The sequence below is a fragment of the Nocardia asiatica NBRC 100129 genome (assembly GCF_000308415.1).
Classification (GTDB): Bacteria; Actinomycetota; Actinomycetes; order Mycobacteriales; family Mycobacteriaceae; genus Nocardia; species Nocardia asiatica.
The window spans coordinates 1-16,356 of the sequence record NZ_BAFS01000422.1 but is presented as its reverse complement, the minus strand read 5'-3'; the positions used below and the strand labels follow the sequence as shown (position 1 = coordinate 16,356).

Annotated in this window: 12 protein-coding genes and 5 pseudogenes; 9 read left to right on the top strand and 8 right to left on the bottom strand. The window is 65.6% G+C overall.

Translation table 11 applies throughout. From position 1 onward, the window contains the following. Positions 1–1,181, bottom strand: a pseudogene (locus tag ON27_RS41805) (transposase); the annotation flags it as partial. A 41-nt stretch (positions 1,182–1,222) separates the two neighbouring features. On the opposite strand from ON27_RS41805, the gene ON27_RS45460 reads away from it, so the two are divergent. Then, positions 1,223–1,627, top strand: a complete 405-nt coding sequence (locus tag ON27_RS45460; protein ID WP_083887940.1) for a helix-turn-helix domain-containing protein — start codon at positions 1,223–1,225, stop codon at positions 1,625–1,627. Between the two features lie 262 nt (positions 1,628–1,889). On the opposite strand, the gene ON27_RS31615 is transcribed toward ON27_RS45460, so the two are convergent. Then, on the bottom strand, positions 1,890–2,573 hold the full coding sequence (locus tag ON27_RS31615; protein ID WP_043735916.1) for a FadR/GntR family transcriptional regulator: 684 nt from the start codon (positions 2,571–2,573) through the stop codon (positions 1,890–1,892). 443 nt (positions 2,574–3,016) lie between these two features. Between ON27_RS31615 and ON27_RS45960 the strand changes: the two are divergent. The 5 genes and pseudogenes from ON27_RS45960 to ON27_RS31580 all read left to right on the top strand — a co-directional run bounded on the left by ON27_RS45960 (position 3,017) and on the right by ON27_RS31580 (position 7,588). Further along, positions 3,017–4,158 (top strand): annotated as a pseudogene (locus ON27_RS45960) (DUF3500 domain-containing protein). Beyond that, positions 4,155–4,502, top strand: a complete 348-nt coding sequence (locus tag ON27_RS31595) for a fumarylacetoacetate hydrolase family protein (protein WP_043735910.1) — start codon at positions 4,155–4,157, stop codon at positions 4,500–4,502. Before ON27_RS45960 ends, ON27_RS31595 begins: the two are co-directional and overlap by 4 nt. Continuing rightward, a complete protein-coding gene (locus ON27_RS40245) occupies positions 4,475–5,026 on the top strand; it encodes an RraA family protein (RefSeq protein WP_157227505.1) in 552 nt (183 codons plus the stop codon). The genes ON27_RS31595 and ON27_RS40245 overlap by 28 nt, the downstream gene beginning before the upstream one ends. Before the next feature lie 49 nt (positions 5,027–5,075). Then, positions 5,076–5,969 (top strand): fumarylacetoacetate hydrolase family protein, encoded by an 894-nt coding sequence (locus ON27_RS31585; RefSeq protein ID WP_245560399.1) that lies wholly within the window; start codon positions 5,076–5,078, stop codon positions 5,967–5,969. Between the two features lie 200 nt (positions 5,970–6,169). Further along, positions 6,170–7,588, top strand: coding sequence for an acyl-CoA synthetase (locus ON27_RS31580; protein WP_051047195.1), 1,419 nt, complete (start codon positions 6,170–6,172; stop codon positions 7,586–7,588). 85 nt (positions 7,589–7,673) lie between these two features. Here the strand turns inward: ON27_RS31580 and ON27_RS31575 are convergent, their stop codons facing one another. Beyond that, positions 7,674–7,973 carry a citrate synthase family protein gene (locus ON27_RS31575; RefSeq protein WP_218003078.1) on the bottom strand — a complete coding sequence of 100 codons (300 nt, stop codon included), beginning with the start codon at positions 7,971–7,973 and terminating at the stop codon, positions 7,674–7,676. 130 nt (positions 7,974–8,103) lie between these two features. Between ON27_RS31575 and ON27_RS41795 the strand changes: the two genes are divergently transcribed. After that, positions 8,104–8,445, top strand: coding sequence for an enoyl-CoA hydratase-related protein (locus ON27_RS41795; protein ID WP_083887937.1), 342 nt, complete (start codon positions 8,104–8,106; stop codon positions 8,443–8,445). Between the two features lie 298 nt (positions 8,446–8,743). Here the strand turns inward: ON27_RS41795 and ON27_RS31565 are convergent, their stop codons facing one another. After that, entirely contained in the window at positions 8,744–9,517 is a 774-nt protein-coding gene (locus tag ON27_RS31565; protein WP_051047187.1) for an IclR family transcriptional regulator, read from the bottom strand. A 593-nt stretch (positions 9,518–10,110) separates the two neighbouring features. On the opposite strand from ON27_RS31565, the pseudogene ON27_RS31560 reads away from it, so the two are divergent. Next, positions 10,111–10,392, top strand: a pseudogene (locus tag ON27_RS31560) (DODA-type extradiol aromatic ring-opening family dioxygenase); the annotation flags it as partial. A 110-nt stretch (positions 10,393–10,502) separates the two neighbouring features. Next, on the top strand, positions 10,503–10,649 hold the full coding sequence (locus ON27_RS43415; protein ID WP_157227502.1) for a hypothetical protein: 147 nt from the start codon (positions 10,503–10,505) through the stop codon (positions 10,647–10,649). Between the two features lie 60 nt (positions 10,650–10,709). On the opposite strand, the gene ON27_RS31555 is transcribed toward ON27_RS43415, so the two are convergent. From ON27_RS31555 to ON27_RS31545, 4 genes and pseudogenes are all read right to left on the bottom strand, one after another. After that, complete coding sequence (locus tag ON27_RS31555) at positions 10,710–11,729, bottom strand: porin PorA family protein (protein ID WP_043735906.1); 1,020 nt, start codon at positions 11,727–11,729, stop codon at positions 10,710–10,712. A 1,042-nt stretch (positions 11,730–12,771) separates the two neighbouring features. Further along, positions 12,772–13,785: pseudogene (gene ribB, locus ON27_RS41790) on the bottom strand (3,4-dihydroxy-2-butanone-4-phosphate synthase); the annotation flags it as partial. Between the two features lie 39 nt (positions 13,786–13,824). Beyond that, a pseudogene (locus tag ON27_RS43410) lies at positions 13,825–14,238 on the bottom strand (flavin reductase family protein); the annotation flags it as partial. A gap of 276 nt (positions 14,239–14,514) precedes the next feature. Then, positions 14,515–15,363: an SDR family oxidoreductase gene (locus tag ON27_RS31545; RefSeq protein WP_043735904.1), complete on the bottom strand. Its 849-nt coding sequence runs from the start codon at positions 15,361–15,363 to the stop codon at positions 14,515–14,517. Positions 15,364–16,356 lie beyond the last annotated feature (993 nt).

Below are 16,356 nucleotides of genomic sequence, written 5' to 3'. Positions count from 1 at the left end.
GAAGATGCGGTGGCGGAGGAGGGGGAATCCCGCGCGACCGTACATTTGTCGTTTGATCAGTTTGGTTTTCGTGTTGACGCCTTCGACGGGGCCGTTGCTGTAGGGCAGGGTCAGACCGGCGACGGCGGCGTCGTGGTCCTGGTCGAGGCCGCTGAGGAAGGGTTCGAGTTCGGTCAGGCCCGCCTCGCGGACATGCTTGACCCAGCTGTCGAGGTCACCGCCGCGGCGCTCGGTCATGAGGTCCGCGAACTCGGGGACGAGGGCGACCAGGGCGGTCATCTTGGGGCACGCGGCGGCGATCGCATCGAGGTGGGCGCGGCGGGTGTCGGGTAGTTCGGTGGAACGGGTCAGGATCCAACTGGTGACGCGCCGGGGCGCGAGGGCGATTCGGTCGCCGTCGAGGCGGCCCTGGTTGACGTAGCGGTAGAGCAAGTTAAGACCGCCGGTATAGCCAGCGCTTTGATCGCGGCGAACAGCTGAAGGACCGGCGCGCCGGGGTCGGCGGCGCGTCGTGCGCGAAGGTGGTCACGGTAGGGGTCGACCAAGCAGGGACGGTACTGCGGTGGCCGGCGCAAACGGTCCGGCTCGGGCGAGCGAGCGTAGCGTTAACGGTGTTCAGCGACACCCCGAGCCGGCGCGAGCAGTCCAGCAACCCGACCCCTTGATCGAGCAAATCGTGGACGGCGTGCCAGCGCTGCGAAGTGGTGAGTCCGCCCTTGAGCTGCCGATACTTCGGCGCCGCAGTCGACCAGCATGCACTGTGGGCGACCACCACTTTCTCGATGACTCATCGACAACAGCCGGGTGCTCGCTCGGCTGGCCAGTTCCCGCACGACCGCGCGCAGTTGGGTGGTCAGGCGTGTGGGGCGTCGTTGACAACGTTCGAGGACGCCGGGTACCTGCTCGCGGAACGTGCTCCGGCACAGTACGGTCGGGCACACGAGCCGCCGAATTCGTACGCGGATGACTACCGGTCAGCCATCGAGTGGCACATCAGTGACCGTGCGCAGGTGATACCCGTGGACCTTGCTCGACTCCGCTCCGCATCCGGGACACGCGGCCGCACCATCCGGCGTCCTGGCCCGCACCACGATGCGATCCGCCTCGGCCACCACATCCTCCACGACCGACGGCGACAGACCCGAAAACGCCACGCGCACAGAAATATAGGCAACATCCACGAGCCGGTGGTTCTACCCCAGACCACGCGCTCCCACCGAATGTGAGACAGAGCCACCCGGCGGGCAGAACCTCAAGACAGCCCACCTGGTCCGGGTGGAGAGCGTCGGCGCTCCAGCGGATCATCTCGCCGCCCGAAAGCTGCTCGTGGCACCATCACCGGAACTTGTTCCGGACCGGGCACGACGGCCCGGATTCTCGCTCAAAGAGTTCGTCCGCAAAGGAATTGGCCCGGCTCAACCGTCGCGAACACGAGGTCTTGACTCTCGTGGTGGCCGGTAAGCGAAGCAAATCCATCGCCTCCGAGCTGGGCGTGGCTGAAGGCACGGTCAAATTTCACATGGCCGCACTGTTCCGCAACCTCGGCGTCTCTTCGCGCGGCGAGGCGGCCGCCGCGGGCGTACGTGCGGGCACAGAATCACCGGCCGATTGCCACAGTGCACGCTGAAGTGCCAACTTCAAGGATTCGCGGCCGATCTGCTCGAGGGCTACGCCGCCGTCCGCAACCGACTCACCCTTCCCCGGAGTATTGGTGCTGTCGAGAGCACCAAATGGACCAATCAGCAATACGACCAAATACTTTGTGCCTGCCCCCGGAGAAACCCGGGTAGGTGGCTGGTTTGTCTCCGGGCTGGCGGCGGATTCGCTCGCCTCTTCACCGGCCTCGGCCGCCTCGTCGAACCATGGCCTTCGTCTGTGGTCGACCGAACCTATGGCGACTTCGTGTGGTGCTGATGCCGCTCGGCCGCCGCGGTGGCCGAAGTCTCGTCCCCTTTGATGATCGCCGCGACAAGATCCTGGTGCACCCGCAAGCGCTCGGCGATGTATGGCGCGTCGTGCGGCTGCGTTTCGACCAGGGCCAGTTGGTTCACGAACTCATAGAGAGCGATATAGGTGCTGCGGAGGATCTCGTTGCTGCCGATCGCCGCGATACGCACGTGTAGGTCCCAATTGGCGCGCACGAACGCAGCGAGGTCGTCGCGGGCGGCGGCCAGGGTATCGAGGAGAGCCTGCAAGGCTTCGATATCGGCCGGGGTGCGCAGGCGTGCCGCTTCCGCCGCTATCAAGGGTTCGAGCTGCTCGCGCACCACGATGGCCTCCCTTACCGACTTCGCCTCGTTGCGGACGGTGAGCAGCGTCCGGCCCAGGCGAACGACGGGATCACCGGCCGCGACGAACAGGCCGCCTCCCGGTCCGGGACGCACGACGATCCGCTGCCGGTCTTGAAGGAGCTTGATCGCCTCGTTGACCGTGGCCTTGGCGACTCCTGTCTCGGTGCGCAGGTCGTCGCGGGTGCCAAGCCGGTCACCCGGTTTGAGGGACTCCATCTCGATGCGGCGTTCGATGTGCCCGACGACCTCCTCGGCGCGACTACGAAACGCCGGCAACGTCATTGGTGTCCTCCAGATTGTCTAAGGTGGGCCTGCTCGGTGCCCGTCCCGATGCGGAGCCAGGTGTTCGAAGGCGGCGTCGTCAGCCTACCCGGGGTGGCCACCGACCTCAGCGCCAGCGCGTCCGGGTCGGCATCTGCCGGAGCGCTGACCGAGAGCAGCGCGTGCCTTGGGACGTGGGAGCGGCGCTCGACAACCTTCCTCGGAACACTCTGGCCCGCCAAAGGCAGTGCCGTCATCGGCCCCACCGGCCCCGCGTCGACGGGCGGAATGTCGCCCTCGATTCTCGTCGCTTCACCCAGCACGGTGACCACCTCCCCCGCCGGCTACCGTATTAAGCCTAATGAACCTAACCAATAGGTGTATTGTTCGCTGGGCCGGGCATCACGTCAAGACGCGACAACGTGGACCCCGGCCCGCGTCGACCCATTAGCAACTGGAGCATCATGACGACAATCGACGCCCCCGAAGGTGGGGGCTTTTCCAGCACGCTCGGCTTGTTCGCGGCGATGACGCTGTTCGATGCCCTCACCACCGAGCAACGGGCTCGTGTTCTCCTCCCGTTCGACCATGAAGACCGGAACAACTGGGACTTCCTGCCCGCCAGCGGGCGTCGGGGCCTCCCGCTGCGGGATATAACCCACCGTCAGCAGATCATGGTCCACCAGCTGGTCGGCGAGTGCCTGACCGCCGAGGCATACTCCAAGGCAGTCGCCACGATGAACCTGGAGCACATTCTGCGTCAGATCCAGGCGCCGATCTTCGGCCTCAGCACCGCCGACTTCCGGGACCCGGGTGGGTATTTCTTCAGCTTCTTCGGCGAGCCGCAATGTGACCGGACCTGGGGTTGGCGCATCGTGGGCCATCACCTCTCGCTGAACTTCACCTTCGTTCAGCAACGCTGGCTGGCCGCCACTCCGATGATGATCGGCGCCGAGCCGGGTAGATTCGGGACATTGCGCCACCTGGCGGACGAGGAGGATCTCGGTTTCGCGCTGCTCGGACCTTTTCGGAGACTGCTCGGTCGCAGGCTGTGATCCATCCCGTCTCGCCGACCGACTTCGTCACCAAGAGCGTCCGTCGCATCGGTGAGGTCGAAATACCCGGCAGCCATGTCGTCGGTCGGTATGACCTCACCATCACCGAGGAGGATCGCCGGGCGCTGCGTTACTTGAAGGCTCACCCGCGTGGTCTTTGCCGGGGCAGCATGACGGAGCGGGCGAAGAGGGCATTCGATGCGCTGCTCAGTTGTTACATCGACCGGCTCAAACCGGATCAGGCCGCTGCCCAATGGGCAGTGATCGACCACGCGAGCCGCGCCGCGCTGCACTTTGCCTGGGCCGGTGGAACCGACTACGAACATGGTCACTACTACCGCATCCAAGGTCCCCGCACGCTGATCGAGTTCGACAACAGCGAGGACAATGCGAATCATATCCACACGGTGTGGCGAGACCCGGACAACGATTTCGGTGCCGATCTGCTCCTGCAGCACGTTCTCGAGCACCACGTGCACGAGGAGCACCACGACCACCACGAAGAGCAACGCGCGGAGCCGGAACAGTCGGCCACGGAGTCGGCGTCGTGACAACGGGGACAGGGCGCTCGCGGCTACCCGAGCAGCTGCGCGGCACCACCAAGGTGGTCATGCTGCACGTGAACTATCCGAGCCGGGCCATCGCACACGGCGATGTGCCCGATCTCTCCGCGATCATGACCCTCGAGGCCGGTGACGTCATCTTGACCGGCACGTCGGCTGGGGCAGGGATCGTCGAGCCGGGAGACGAGGTCACCGTGGAGCTGGTCGGTTTGTCCGCGGTGACGACGACCGTCACGCAATCCGACGCGCCGCTGTCGCCACTCGCGGCCCCGCCCGGCGGTCTCCAGCAGGCCGAGGGCATGCCATGGGCACGCCGGCGCCGCGCCCGGTGACGCTGCCGCGGACGGTATGGCAGCGCCTGCGTACCCGCCCCGCCGCCGCAACGCGCGCGGTGGCCGAGCGCGCTGGCGTGCGGGTTCAATCGTTGCCGGCTCGCATAGCCCCCGGAGCTGGCACGGTGGCGGGACACGCGCTCACGCTGCGCCAAGTTCCGACGCGCACGGACGACGCGTCGCGCCTGGGTCCGCTTCTGGCAGCCGGTGCCGACGAGGTCGTTGGCGTCACCGACGCGGCGGCCCTCCCGAAGGATGTCGTCGCCCGGCTGGCGGCCCAGCACGTCGCCGGGATCCTGACCGATGGGACTCTAGCCCCCGCGTCCTCACCGATAGCGGTCGCCTCGAGCGGGGCGCCGGTCCGTGGTTGGCACGAGGCGCACCGCCCGACCGGGACCAACACTCCGATTGTTGTGCACGGTTGCACCATCGAGGCCGGCGACCTCGTCGTGATCGACGCAGTCGAGTGCTTGATCTTTCCCGCGCACTGTCAGTCGCTACCGGTCGAGGCGCTCACCACATGAGAATCACCGACCTATGCCGGATCAGCACACATCGTCAAGGAGGAGCCCGGTGAGCACGCGAATCGTCGGCGTCTGCGACTCCCAAAACCAGGTCGAGGTCGGCACACTCGACCCCGACGGCAGCACGATCACCACGCTCTGCAGGCTCGAGGACTTCTGGGCGGCGCCGCGTGACCATCTCCGGCGTGCACCGTCGGGTCGCCGTGTGGCGGCGGCGGACGTGCGGCGGGTCCCGCCGGTCCTGCCCGGTGCCCGGGTGTTCTGCATCGGCCTGAACTACCTGGCGCATGTAGCGGAAGGGGACTACAAGGACAACGGGATTCCGCCGTACCCCACGCTCTTCGCGCGCTGGCCCGCCTCGCTCGCCGTCGACGGAGACCCGATCCCGGTGCCGAGCAATGAAAACGGGCTGGACTGGGAGGGCGAGGTGGTCGCCTGGGTTGGCAGCACGCTGGTCGACGCCACCCCGGAGGAAGCGCTGGCGGCCGTTGTGGGCTACTCCGTCTTCAACGACATCACCTCGCGGCGGGCCCAAAAGCTGACCTCGCAGTGGATTCTGGGCAAGAACGGTGACCGTTCCGGTCCGCTCGGCCCGATGGTGCCGGCCGACGAGGTCGGCGACCTGCGGAACGGACTTCGGATCGAGACACGAGTCAACGAGACAGTCGTGCAGTCCGCGTCGACCGACGAGATGGTTTACACGGTGGGCGAGACACTTTCGCTGATCTCCCACACACTGACTCTCAATCCTGGTGACCTGCTGGCCACCGGCACGCCCTCGGGAGTGGGCTATTCCCGAAACCCGCCCTGGCTGCTGCAGCCCGGCGACATCGTGGAGGTTGAGGTGGAGCGGTTGGGGACGGTGGCCAACCCGATCGTGAGCGCCGAGACTCGGCGATCCGCGCCGCAGACATCGGAATCCGCGGCGCCGACGTCACGTTGAGCCCGCAGGCCATACCCACATACTCGTTCACCCCGAACGGAAACGATTACAGCCACGCACTCGTCTGCCAGTGCATCGGCCGACCGAACGACCTGTTCGGGTCCGGCGTGGAGAAGGGACTTGTCATGAATCCAACCGGCACAGCCGACGCCCGCTCGGGCCACGAAGGGGACAGGCTAGGTAGGGGGACAACGGCGCCTCTGCTCACCGCCCTGCACGCGGGAGAAAACTCGGCCACCCCGGCGGTGACCATCGGCGACCGGTCGATGAGTTGGGAGCAACTGCACGGCGCCGCCACTGCGTTGGCCGACCGCATCACCGGCAGCCGATGCGTAGCTATGGACGCTCGGGCAGACGTGACCACGGTGATCGCCGTTGCCGGCTGTCTGCTGGCTGGCGTGCCGGTCGTTCCTGTACCCCCCGACTCCGGTCCGACCGAACGGGCACACATCCTCAACGACTCGAATGCGGAACTGTGGCTCGGCGAATCGCGACAGGGTCTCGATCTGCCCGCGGTGCCGATCGAGACCACCGCGCGTTCGGCCACTGTCTACCCCGAGCGGGATCTGTCTGCCACCGCGCTGATCATGTACACATCCGGCACGACAGGCGCACCCAAGGGGGTGGTGGTGTCTCGCCGGGCGGTCGCCGACGACATCGACGCGCTCGCCGCGGCGTGGAAATGGACTTCCGAAGACGTTCTCGTACATGGGCTTCCGCTGTTCCATGTGCATGGGTTGGTGCTCGGAGTGCTGGGTGCTCTCCGAGTCGGCTCCCCCCTTGTGCACACCCTGAGACCGTCACCCGACCGCTACGCGGCGGCGGCCGGCACCCTGTACTTCGGTGTGCCGACGGTTTGGTCGCGGGTGTGCGCGGATCGCGATTCGGCGCGGGCACTATCCAGCGCCCGGCTTCTGGTATCCGGGAGCGCACCCCTGCCAGTACCGGTCTTCGAGCAGTTGGCCCAACTTACCGGCGTCCGGCCGGTCGAGCGCTACGGCATGACCGAGACACTGATCACGGTGAGCGCCCGCTGCGACGGTGAGCGCCGTCCGGGCTGGGTCGGGCTTCCACTCGACGGAGTACGGACGCGGCTGCGCGCCGAATCGGGCGATCTGTGTCCTCACGACGGAGAATCTCTGGGACAACTGGAAATTTACGGCACCGTTCTATTCGACGGTTACCTGAACAATCCACAACGCACCGCCGAGGTGATGACCGGCGACGGCTGGTTCCGGACAGGTGATATCGCGGCCATCGATGCGGAGGGTTTCCACCGGATAGCGGGGCGAGAGGCGACGGACATGATCAAATCCGGTGGTTACCGAATCGGCGCCGGCGAAGTCGAACAGGCATTGCTGGCTCATCCCGGGATCAGTGAGGCCGCGGTCGTCGGAGTTGCTGACCCTGACCTCGGGCAACGCATCGTAGCTTTCGTCGTCGGCGACCCGCCCGATGAACGGACTGTGATCGACTTCGTTGCCGAGACGCTCTCGATCCACAAGCGGCCGCGAGAGATACACCGCGTCGAATCCCTTCCACGCAATGCGATGGGCAAGGTTCAGAAAAGCCTGCTCTACCCCGCACGGCCCATCCAGAACCGAGGAAGCAAGCCATGAAAGCCAGAGGTCATCAGAGGCTGCTGCAGGTTTGGGCGCACAATCTGGACCGTCGAGAGCCGGTCGATCATGAACTGAGCCGGGGTCACCTGCGGGTGGCCAACTCCTCGGCCGCACGCCAAATCTGCCTGGCGATCGGCTGCGTCCCCTCTTCGACGAGGTGCCCGACCAAGCCGATGGCGCGGGCCATCACCTCGAAACCGCGCACGACGTGGAGCGGCACATCCATCGCGGTGGCGATGGCGCCGGTCGCCCCGGTCACGTTCACCGGGAGCACCTTTCCGGTGCGGGCTTCGGCCGCGGTGCGCACCGCGCGCACGAGACGCTCGTTCGCGGCGTCGACCCCGTGCTCGCGTGCGATGACGAACAGCTTTGAGGTATCCACGTGAATCACACCACCTCCAATCATCGGCCGATATCCGGGGCCTGCCACCACCGGACACAGCCGGCGCAAGGTGTAGTCGAATCAGGCGATCGCGCTACCGAATTCGTGACCTTCGCCGCCGGGCGGCGATATCTCCGAATTCGAATCCCAGCAAACAAGTGCGGATGCGCGGCGGATCGCCGACGAGACGGTCATCAACCTGTTCGGGGCACTGGGTGAGCTGTCCACACCGCTGATCGCGATTATCCACGGCCACTGCCTCGGCGCCGGTATGGCTGTGGCGCTGGCCACCGACATACGGATCGCGGCCGACGACAGCCGCTTCGCCATTCCGGCCGCCCGGCTGGGGATCGGCTACCCGGTCTCGCTCACCCACGCCCTCGTGCACGCGGTGGGTGAGGGTATGGCCGCCGAAATCCTCTTCACCGGAGAAGCTTTCGTTGCCCCGAGGCATACGAGGCACGGCTGGTGAACCGGCTGGTCCCCGCGGACCGGCTGGCCCGAGGCGACCCGCGAGCTGGCGGCGACCATCGCCGCCGACGCGCCGCTCTCGGTACATGCCGCCAAGACCGCGATCCGAGCCCACCGGGTGTCGAAAATCTGGACGCCGCAACGGCATTCATCGCGGCCTGCGCGGCGTCCGAGGATGTGCGTGAAGGCCAGCGCGCCTTCATGACCAAGCGCAGGCCGCAGTTCCGGGGCCGATGATCGGCACTGGCCGGCCCGGGATAGGAGTACCAGCGACCGCACTGCGGTCACCGGTACTGACGTCAGCCTCGCGCGATCTCTGCCGACACGCGAGACGTGGCCGCCGCCAGCAGGCTTCCATACAGCTCGGGTAGATCGCCGGTCAGCCGGTATGTCGGCATCGAGATCGACAACGTCGCGATCGGCCGGCCCTGCCGATCACAAACTGCCGAGCCGATCGCAGAGACATCGCTGCGCCAGCGGCCGCGGTTCATGGAGTAACCACGCGCCGCGGCATCACGCAACTCGGCCAGCACCGCCTCACGAGTCAGGTGCCCACCGTCGGCGACGGCGATGTCGTCCGGGATCCGGGCGGCCGCCTCCGCTCCCGGCAGGCGCGACAGGTAGGCCCAACCCGACGCCGTCAGGATGATCGGCGCTCGCTCACCGACGCTGACCACGGTCTGCACGGGCCGGGACGATGGCACCCGCTCGATCAGCACCAGCACATCCCCATCGGGCACCGACAGGTGGATATTCTCTTCAGTGCGCTCCCCCAACTCGGCCATGACAGGCCGCGCGCGCTCACGCAGGTCGTCCTGGCTCATCACACTCGCACCCACCGCCAGCGCCCGCGCCGTCAGCACCCAGCGCTGCTCCCCCGGCGCGCCCTGCGGCGCCACCCATCCCGCATCGGCCAATGTGCGCAGAATCCGATGCACCGTCGTCTTCGGAATGTCCAGTTCCCGGCCCAGCGCACTGATACCGACGGGCTGCGACTTCGCCACCGCCTCCAGGACCTCGAGAGACTTCAGCACCGACTGCATACCGGTCCGCTTGGCCGGCTGGTCGCTCACAGTGTCTCCCTCACGATCGCGCCAGCATATGCGAACTGGCGGTGCATAATGTGGACCAAAGTTTCGCACCATGCAACGCGCCGCGTCAACTTACCGTACGAGTTCGCGCAGGAACGTGCCACGCGGCGCAAGCGAGGTGATTTTCCAGAGACGAAGACGATCCGGGATCGACCCCGGGGATGAGATCGATCGGAGCGCAGGCCCATCCTGAACGCACGTGTCCGCCGCCCTGACGGCTGATGTCGAACTGTTCCGCGGTGCTTCCTCAGTGTCGACGGTCGCGGTTCGCCGAACTCAGGAACAGCAGGACTTTGGAATGTGCGGGGATCCACAGTCCCGGAGATCTCAACATCACGTGACGTTGCCCGGAAAGAGGTCTGAAACGGCGACTCCCAGCGCAGGACCTCATCGAACGCGAACTTGGCCAGGTTCTGTGTCTCCGCGCAGAGAGGTGGGCGAAGCGAGGAATGGACCCAGGGACGCGTCGCCGAAGCCACGGGCATGAGCGAGGCGCGCGTCGCTCAACTTGGTAGCACAGCCCTTGCTGTTCACGCGCCCCAGCGACTGCGGCGCCGACTTCCTCGGTCGGCCGCGACTATGTGGCTGGCATCAGCCGGATGATGCTGCCGATCAACAGTGACTGGGACAACCAGTTCCTGGACACCATCGAGGCGGATGATCTCCCGGCCTTCGACGACTGGACCGTCGAATGGATGGGCCAGCAGGGCGGCGGCTCCGCCCACGAGGTCCGCACCTGGGTCGCGGCGTTCTCCGCGCTCGCCGGGAGCGGCGACTACTTGCTCAAAAGCCGTTTCTGCGAGGCCATCCCGGCTTGGATCGCGGGTTACGCGGTCGTCACCGCGGTACAGGCATGACTACGAAGGGAACCGAGTAAAACGATCCCTTCTGCCGATACCGCGGCCGCGGCCCGAGCTGCGGACCGCATCGAAATCGCCTTTCCGAACCCGGCGTTTGGTCGGGCCGGTTGCGCAGCCTGATCGGCGCGAAGGATATCGACCTCGCCTATGCCGTCGAGGCCGAATCGCTCCGGCGCTCGGAAGCGAAGGGCGGTGTCAGCTTCCGCACCGCCTGGAAGGTGTCTTTCGGCGAATTTCGAGCGGTGGCGGGATGACAAAGCACCCCGCCACCGCTCTCGGAATGGCTCATCTCATTCGCCGGAACCGCAATGGAATCAGACCCGCACTGTCTCAGCGGCAGTCGTTCGTCGGCGCAGCAGCACCCCGCCCGCGACGAGCAGGACGTTACCGATGCCGAACAAGACCAGCGGAGTGATGGTCCCGATGAGCAGAACTTTGCTGCCAATGGATTGCGCCTGGTCAGCGGCAGTCTGTACCGAGGCCTCGGTGGCCTTGGTGTCGGTCTGCATGACAGGCATGAGATCGATCGCGCGATCGCCGATTTGCGCGATGGCGATGATTTGCTGCCGATCCCCACCGTCGAGCGGCAGTCCCAGTTCGGCGTCGATACCGAGGTCGATGGTCTGTGTGATCCGATAGGACAGCGGGATCACCTCCCCAGCGGTGGGCAGTGCGGCGCCGAGCGCCTGCTGAGCGGACGAAGCCAGAATCGGCAGCATCTGCTGAACAACCGGCTTCGGCAATGCCGGGGGCAGACTCGCCGCGGTGGCCGCATCCTTGAGCGGACCGCTGGCGGTGATGGTGTAGCGGCGAACTTCCCGGCCTTGAACGGTGTCACTTCCCTTGTAGGCCATCGGGAACTCGGCCTGCACACCGGCGTGCCAGACACGCATCGAATCATCGGTGGGGGGATTGGCGGGATAGGCCACGGTCAGCCCGGTGTGGGTTTCGACCTCGGTGCCCGAGGGCGCGGTTCCGCTGCCGAGTCCGTCGCGATCCACCGCGTAGGTATGCGCGGATTTTGTTTTCATCCCGCCGGGGCCGGAGACGACGACGTCGTCATGCGCGATCGCAGTGTCCGCGGTCGCCGAGGACACGTAGATGTGCCGCTGCACCGTGATCGGGACATCCTTCGCGATCACGTTTGCGAAATCCCCCTGCGAGATGGCTTCGGAATTCAGCATGGACGCCGTCCCGGCGAGTTCGACCGTTACGTCCAGATTGCTCGGCAGTTTGCCCATCGCGGGGACTATCCCGAAAGCAAGCACAGCCGAAGCTGCGCAGCAGAGTACTCCGGCAACAATGGCCGAATACGGAAGAAGGCGAAATTTCATATCATACCTCATCAATTGCAGTCCCCCGTGGTGCGGATCACATGTTAACTTCGAGTCCGCAATCCGGTCAATGGATTTGCAAATTCTACGGAGACCGCTTCGGGCATCATTCGAGCAGTGCGCGCACCGACAACTCGATCCAGCGTTACAGGCAAATTGTGAATCGAGTTGTCGAGCATTGTGAGATCAGAAGCGCCACGATCTCGCGATGAGAGCGCGGTACAATTCGGCTTCCGACGGCTGGTACACGCGGCTACGCCCTGACGCGGCGGTATGCCAGGTCTACCGACCGGGTCCCGCAGACAATCTCACACTCCGCAGCAATTTCAGGCCACACCGCAATGGATACCGCGCGAAACGGGCGCATGCAGTTGGTAATATTTCGAAAATCGAGCACCATAAGCGATCGGACAGCGAGTGGGCGCGCAAATTGCGAACCGAAAGCGCGCGGTCAGCAGTATCATCCGTCTGGAATATCGAATGCCGCATGTAGAATCGCACGCATGACCGGACCGGCAACCGCAGCTCCATTTCGCGGGTAGAGGATCGGCAGGGAAAAACCGACCACCGTCGAATTCTCCGACGTGAGCGACACCGAGCCAGAACTTCCACAGACCCTTCGGCACGCGACTACCCGTGGCACCGCACGACACGAGCAACTACGGCCCTCGCGCCAGCCGTTTTGTCGACGGCGAACACTTCACGATCATGGAAAACCTCATTGTCTTCACAGAGATGGGGCGTTGACCCCTAGGATCGGCGCCGCACCGGAGAGGTCCTAAGTATGACAGAGTTCCGTCAATCGAGCCAGCGGTCTGCATTGCGGACCGCGTTACCTCTTAGAGGGCAGTTGTGCCACTTTGTCAGACTCGCTCGGTCACGCCGGTCCCGATACGACTGGTCGGCCGAACACCACTCGTCGGCCGCCCCTGCTCGGCTCCGTCAAGCCCCATTCGAGATGCGGAGGGAAGGCCGGGCTCGCGGACACGCCTGCTCGACCGACGCGCTGGCTGTTGCGGCATTTTGAGCAGATCCTCCTGGGGGAATCAACCGGCAAGCCGAGCTCGAGGTTGGCTTCGACAGTGTCGAGCCCCCGCTCCTGAAGGGCATAGGCGCGGATCTTGTGTCCCAGGCCGATCCCGCGTCCTTCATGAACGCGGAGATACACCACGACACCGCACCCTTCGGCCGTGATCATGTCCAGGGCCTGCTCGAGCTGGGGTCCGCAGTCACACCGCAGCGAGCCGAGCACGTCACCGGTAAGGCATTCGCTGTGCACGCGGACCAGCACGCCCCGCTCCGGGCGGGTCACGACATCGACGTCCCCCATCACCAAGGCGAGATGTTCGCTGCCGTCGAGAATGTTCCGGTAGGCCACCGCGCGGAAGTCGCCGGCTCACACAGGCAAAGAGGCTGCGGCCACCGGCTCAACGAGTTGCTCACTGGCGCGCCGGTAGCGAACGAGATCAGCGATATCGAGGACCGGCAGGTCGTGCCGGTCGGCGAACTCCAGCAACTGCGACCGGGTCTGCATGCTGCCCTCGTCGTTGACCAGCTCACTGATCACCCCGACACCGGACAGTCCCGCCAGCTGAAGTAGATCGACCGCGGCCTCGGTGTGGCCCGCCCTGGTCAGCACTCCTCCGTCACGCGCACGCAACGGGAAAACATGTCCGGGACGGCGCAGTGACTCCGGGTGGGTGGTTTGTGCGGCAAGTGCCCGCACAGTGACGCTACGGGCGGCTGCCGACACCTCGGTTCCGGTTCCGGCGCCGTCGACGCTGACGGTGAAAGCGGTCGAGTGAGCGTCGTTGTTCACGGCAACCATCGGTGGCAACTGCAAGGCGTCGGCACGGGCCGCGGGCATGGGCGCGCATACGATCCCGGTGGTGTGACGCACCAGGAACGCCATCTGACGTTCCGTGATCAACTCCGCGGCGGCAACCAGATCACCCTCGTCTTCCCGGTCGACGTCGTCGATCACGACGACCATCCGGCCGGCCGCCAGCGCCGCGACCGCGCGCTGCACCGACTCCGCGCACGTAGCGGGCGTCATCAGCTTTCCGGTCGCGGCGGCATGGGTACCGAACTTCCGCGAGTGGTAGGTGAGCGGGGCCGATTCGGCAGAGTCGACGGTCAAAACATCGCCCAGGACTATGACGTGATCGCCGCCGGGAACAAGGTCGGCGACCCGGCACGCGACGAAGACTCCGACCTCCGGCAACCGCGGCACTCCGCCGTGCAGGAACCAGTCCAGCTCGGCGAACTTCCCAGTGCCCGCCTTCGTGGCGAAGCGGAGAGCGACGGCAGACTGCGTCTCGGCCAGCACGTTGAGACCGAACTCCGAACCCAATTGGAGCGTCTCCAGCAATAGGGAAGCCCGATCGAGCGAAACCAGGATCATGGGCGGATCCATCGACAGCGAACTGAATGCGCTGACCGTCGTTCCGTACGGCAGTCCGTCGATATAGCTGGTCACGACCGACACGGGAGTGCATACAGCCGACATCGCCTGCCGAAAAGCACTCTTGATGTCATTGGAGGTTGACATCGTCACAACAGCATCCCTTCCGGTGAGGCGCGCGTGAACTTGCGCCGGAGCTGGCCTCGGCCAGCGGTTTCGCGAGACGGTGATCCACCGATCTTCCCTTTTCCAGCTACAACAGTGACATATCACACAATATTTATTGATACTTCAGCTGGCAAGTGCGGAGGTGACCTCCGTCTCCTCCGACTGCGCGGCCCCCGCGCGTAGCGGCCGCCCCCGCGCAAGCGATCACCGGCGTCATGGAATCGGCGATAAGAACAGGTCGGTCTCTAGGCGGTCCTCGGTCGCTCCGTCGTGGAGATATCTCGACAGATCGGAGACACCTGCGGCACGCAGGACCTCGTCGTCGATGAAGCACCGGCCGCTGGCCTCCTCGGCGGTGTAGGTAAGGACGAGGGCAGCGGCGTCGGCCATGATCTCGGGCCGGCGTGCGGCCCGCATCCCTTCGTCGCCAGCTACGACGTTCTGCACGGCCGCAGTCGCTATCAGCGTGCGCGGCCACAGGCAGTTCGCGGCGATTCCCCGCTCCCGGTACTGCTCGGCCACCCCCAGGGTCAGCATGGTCATCCCATACTTGCTGACAGTGTAGGGCGCGTACTCGGAGAACCAGATCGGATCCAGATTCAGCGGCGGCGAGAGCGTCAGCACCCGCGGGTGCGTCGACTCGAGCAGGTACGGTAGCGCGGCGGAGGTGACGACGAAGGTTCCCCGCGCGTTGATGTTTTGCATGAGGTCATACCGCTTGACCGGCAGCTCACCGATGCCGGTCAACGCGATCGCGGAAGCGTTGTTCACGACGATGTCGATGCCGCCGAAGCGCTCGGCCGCGCTGCGTACCGCGCTGCCCACTGCCTCGTCGTCGCGGATGTCTCCGACGATGGGCAGGGCCTGGCCGCCCGCCGCTTCGATCTCGGTGGCGGCTGTGTGCACCGTTCCGGGCAATCGCGGGTCCGGGGAATCGGTCTTGGCCATGAAGGCGATATTGGCGCCCTCTCGGGCCGCGCGGACGGCGATCGCCAGTCCGATGCCCCGGCTTCCCCCGGTCATGAACACAGTGCGCCCAGCCAGGGCCTTCTTCGATAGCATCGCTTTCCTTTCTGGTCGGCCGCATGGCCGTATGGAGAATGGGAGCTGGACGCCGCACGCCCGCCTTGCCGGTCAGAGTGGGGCATCGAGTGTCTGGGAGATTCCTGGTATCGGACGGCGGTGTCGCCACCGCACGTCAGGGGGTCTGGGTGTCCAGCTCCAGGAATAGCGTGTCGCGCGCGTGCGATAGCCGACCGCTCCCGCCGAACCGTCGGGCCGATGCGCCCCTCGCCGAAGTGCAGCAACGTGTTCATCAGGCCCCGTTGTCCCATCTTGTGATCGAGACCGGCCAGGAAGATGTCGTTGCGTTCGAACTCGCCGTCGCGAGTCACCGCTGGCGGCGCAGTAATTCAGCAGTCACTGGTCGCTCCTTCGCGCGCGCCGAGAAGCGCCGGTCGTTGCCGCCGATGCACCGTGCCACTCGCTCTGCCCGGCGTCCAGAACTCCATCTCGCCATTCCCATCGTGTCGTCTCTCGACCGAGTCGCACTGAGCCCCTGCCGTATCCAGGGTGTGCCCCGAACAAGAACCGCCCAATTTTCGTTGCGTTCGACCTACCTCACCTGGTCCATATTTCGGACCGACGAGTCTCATTACGGTCCGATTGCACGGTAAAGCACGGCGGATCTCGCGGTCAAGCCGCAGAAGCATGCATCTGTTCGCCGACCTTGGACTCCGCCAATACCGGCACGCCACACCGGGCGACAGATGCAACGGCAGCCCCGCACTGGTCGACCCTGCATCCCGGCCAGCCGACATCCGCGATCCGGGCATCGCGAGCAGTTCCGCTCCGCACCCGACAGCAGCAGCCGACGTCGCCGATGCCACCGCTATCCGCCTCCAGCGCTCGAGTTCGCCAACCAGAACGCTGTTGATCCCGATCGCAGCCAGACCCACACACTCTGGGGTCCACAGCACTGCCGCCGCCCGGGCTGAATATGCTGTCTCGGGCGGAGAACATACATAACGGTCGCTCGCGACTGCCCTCCGCGCC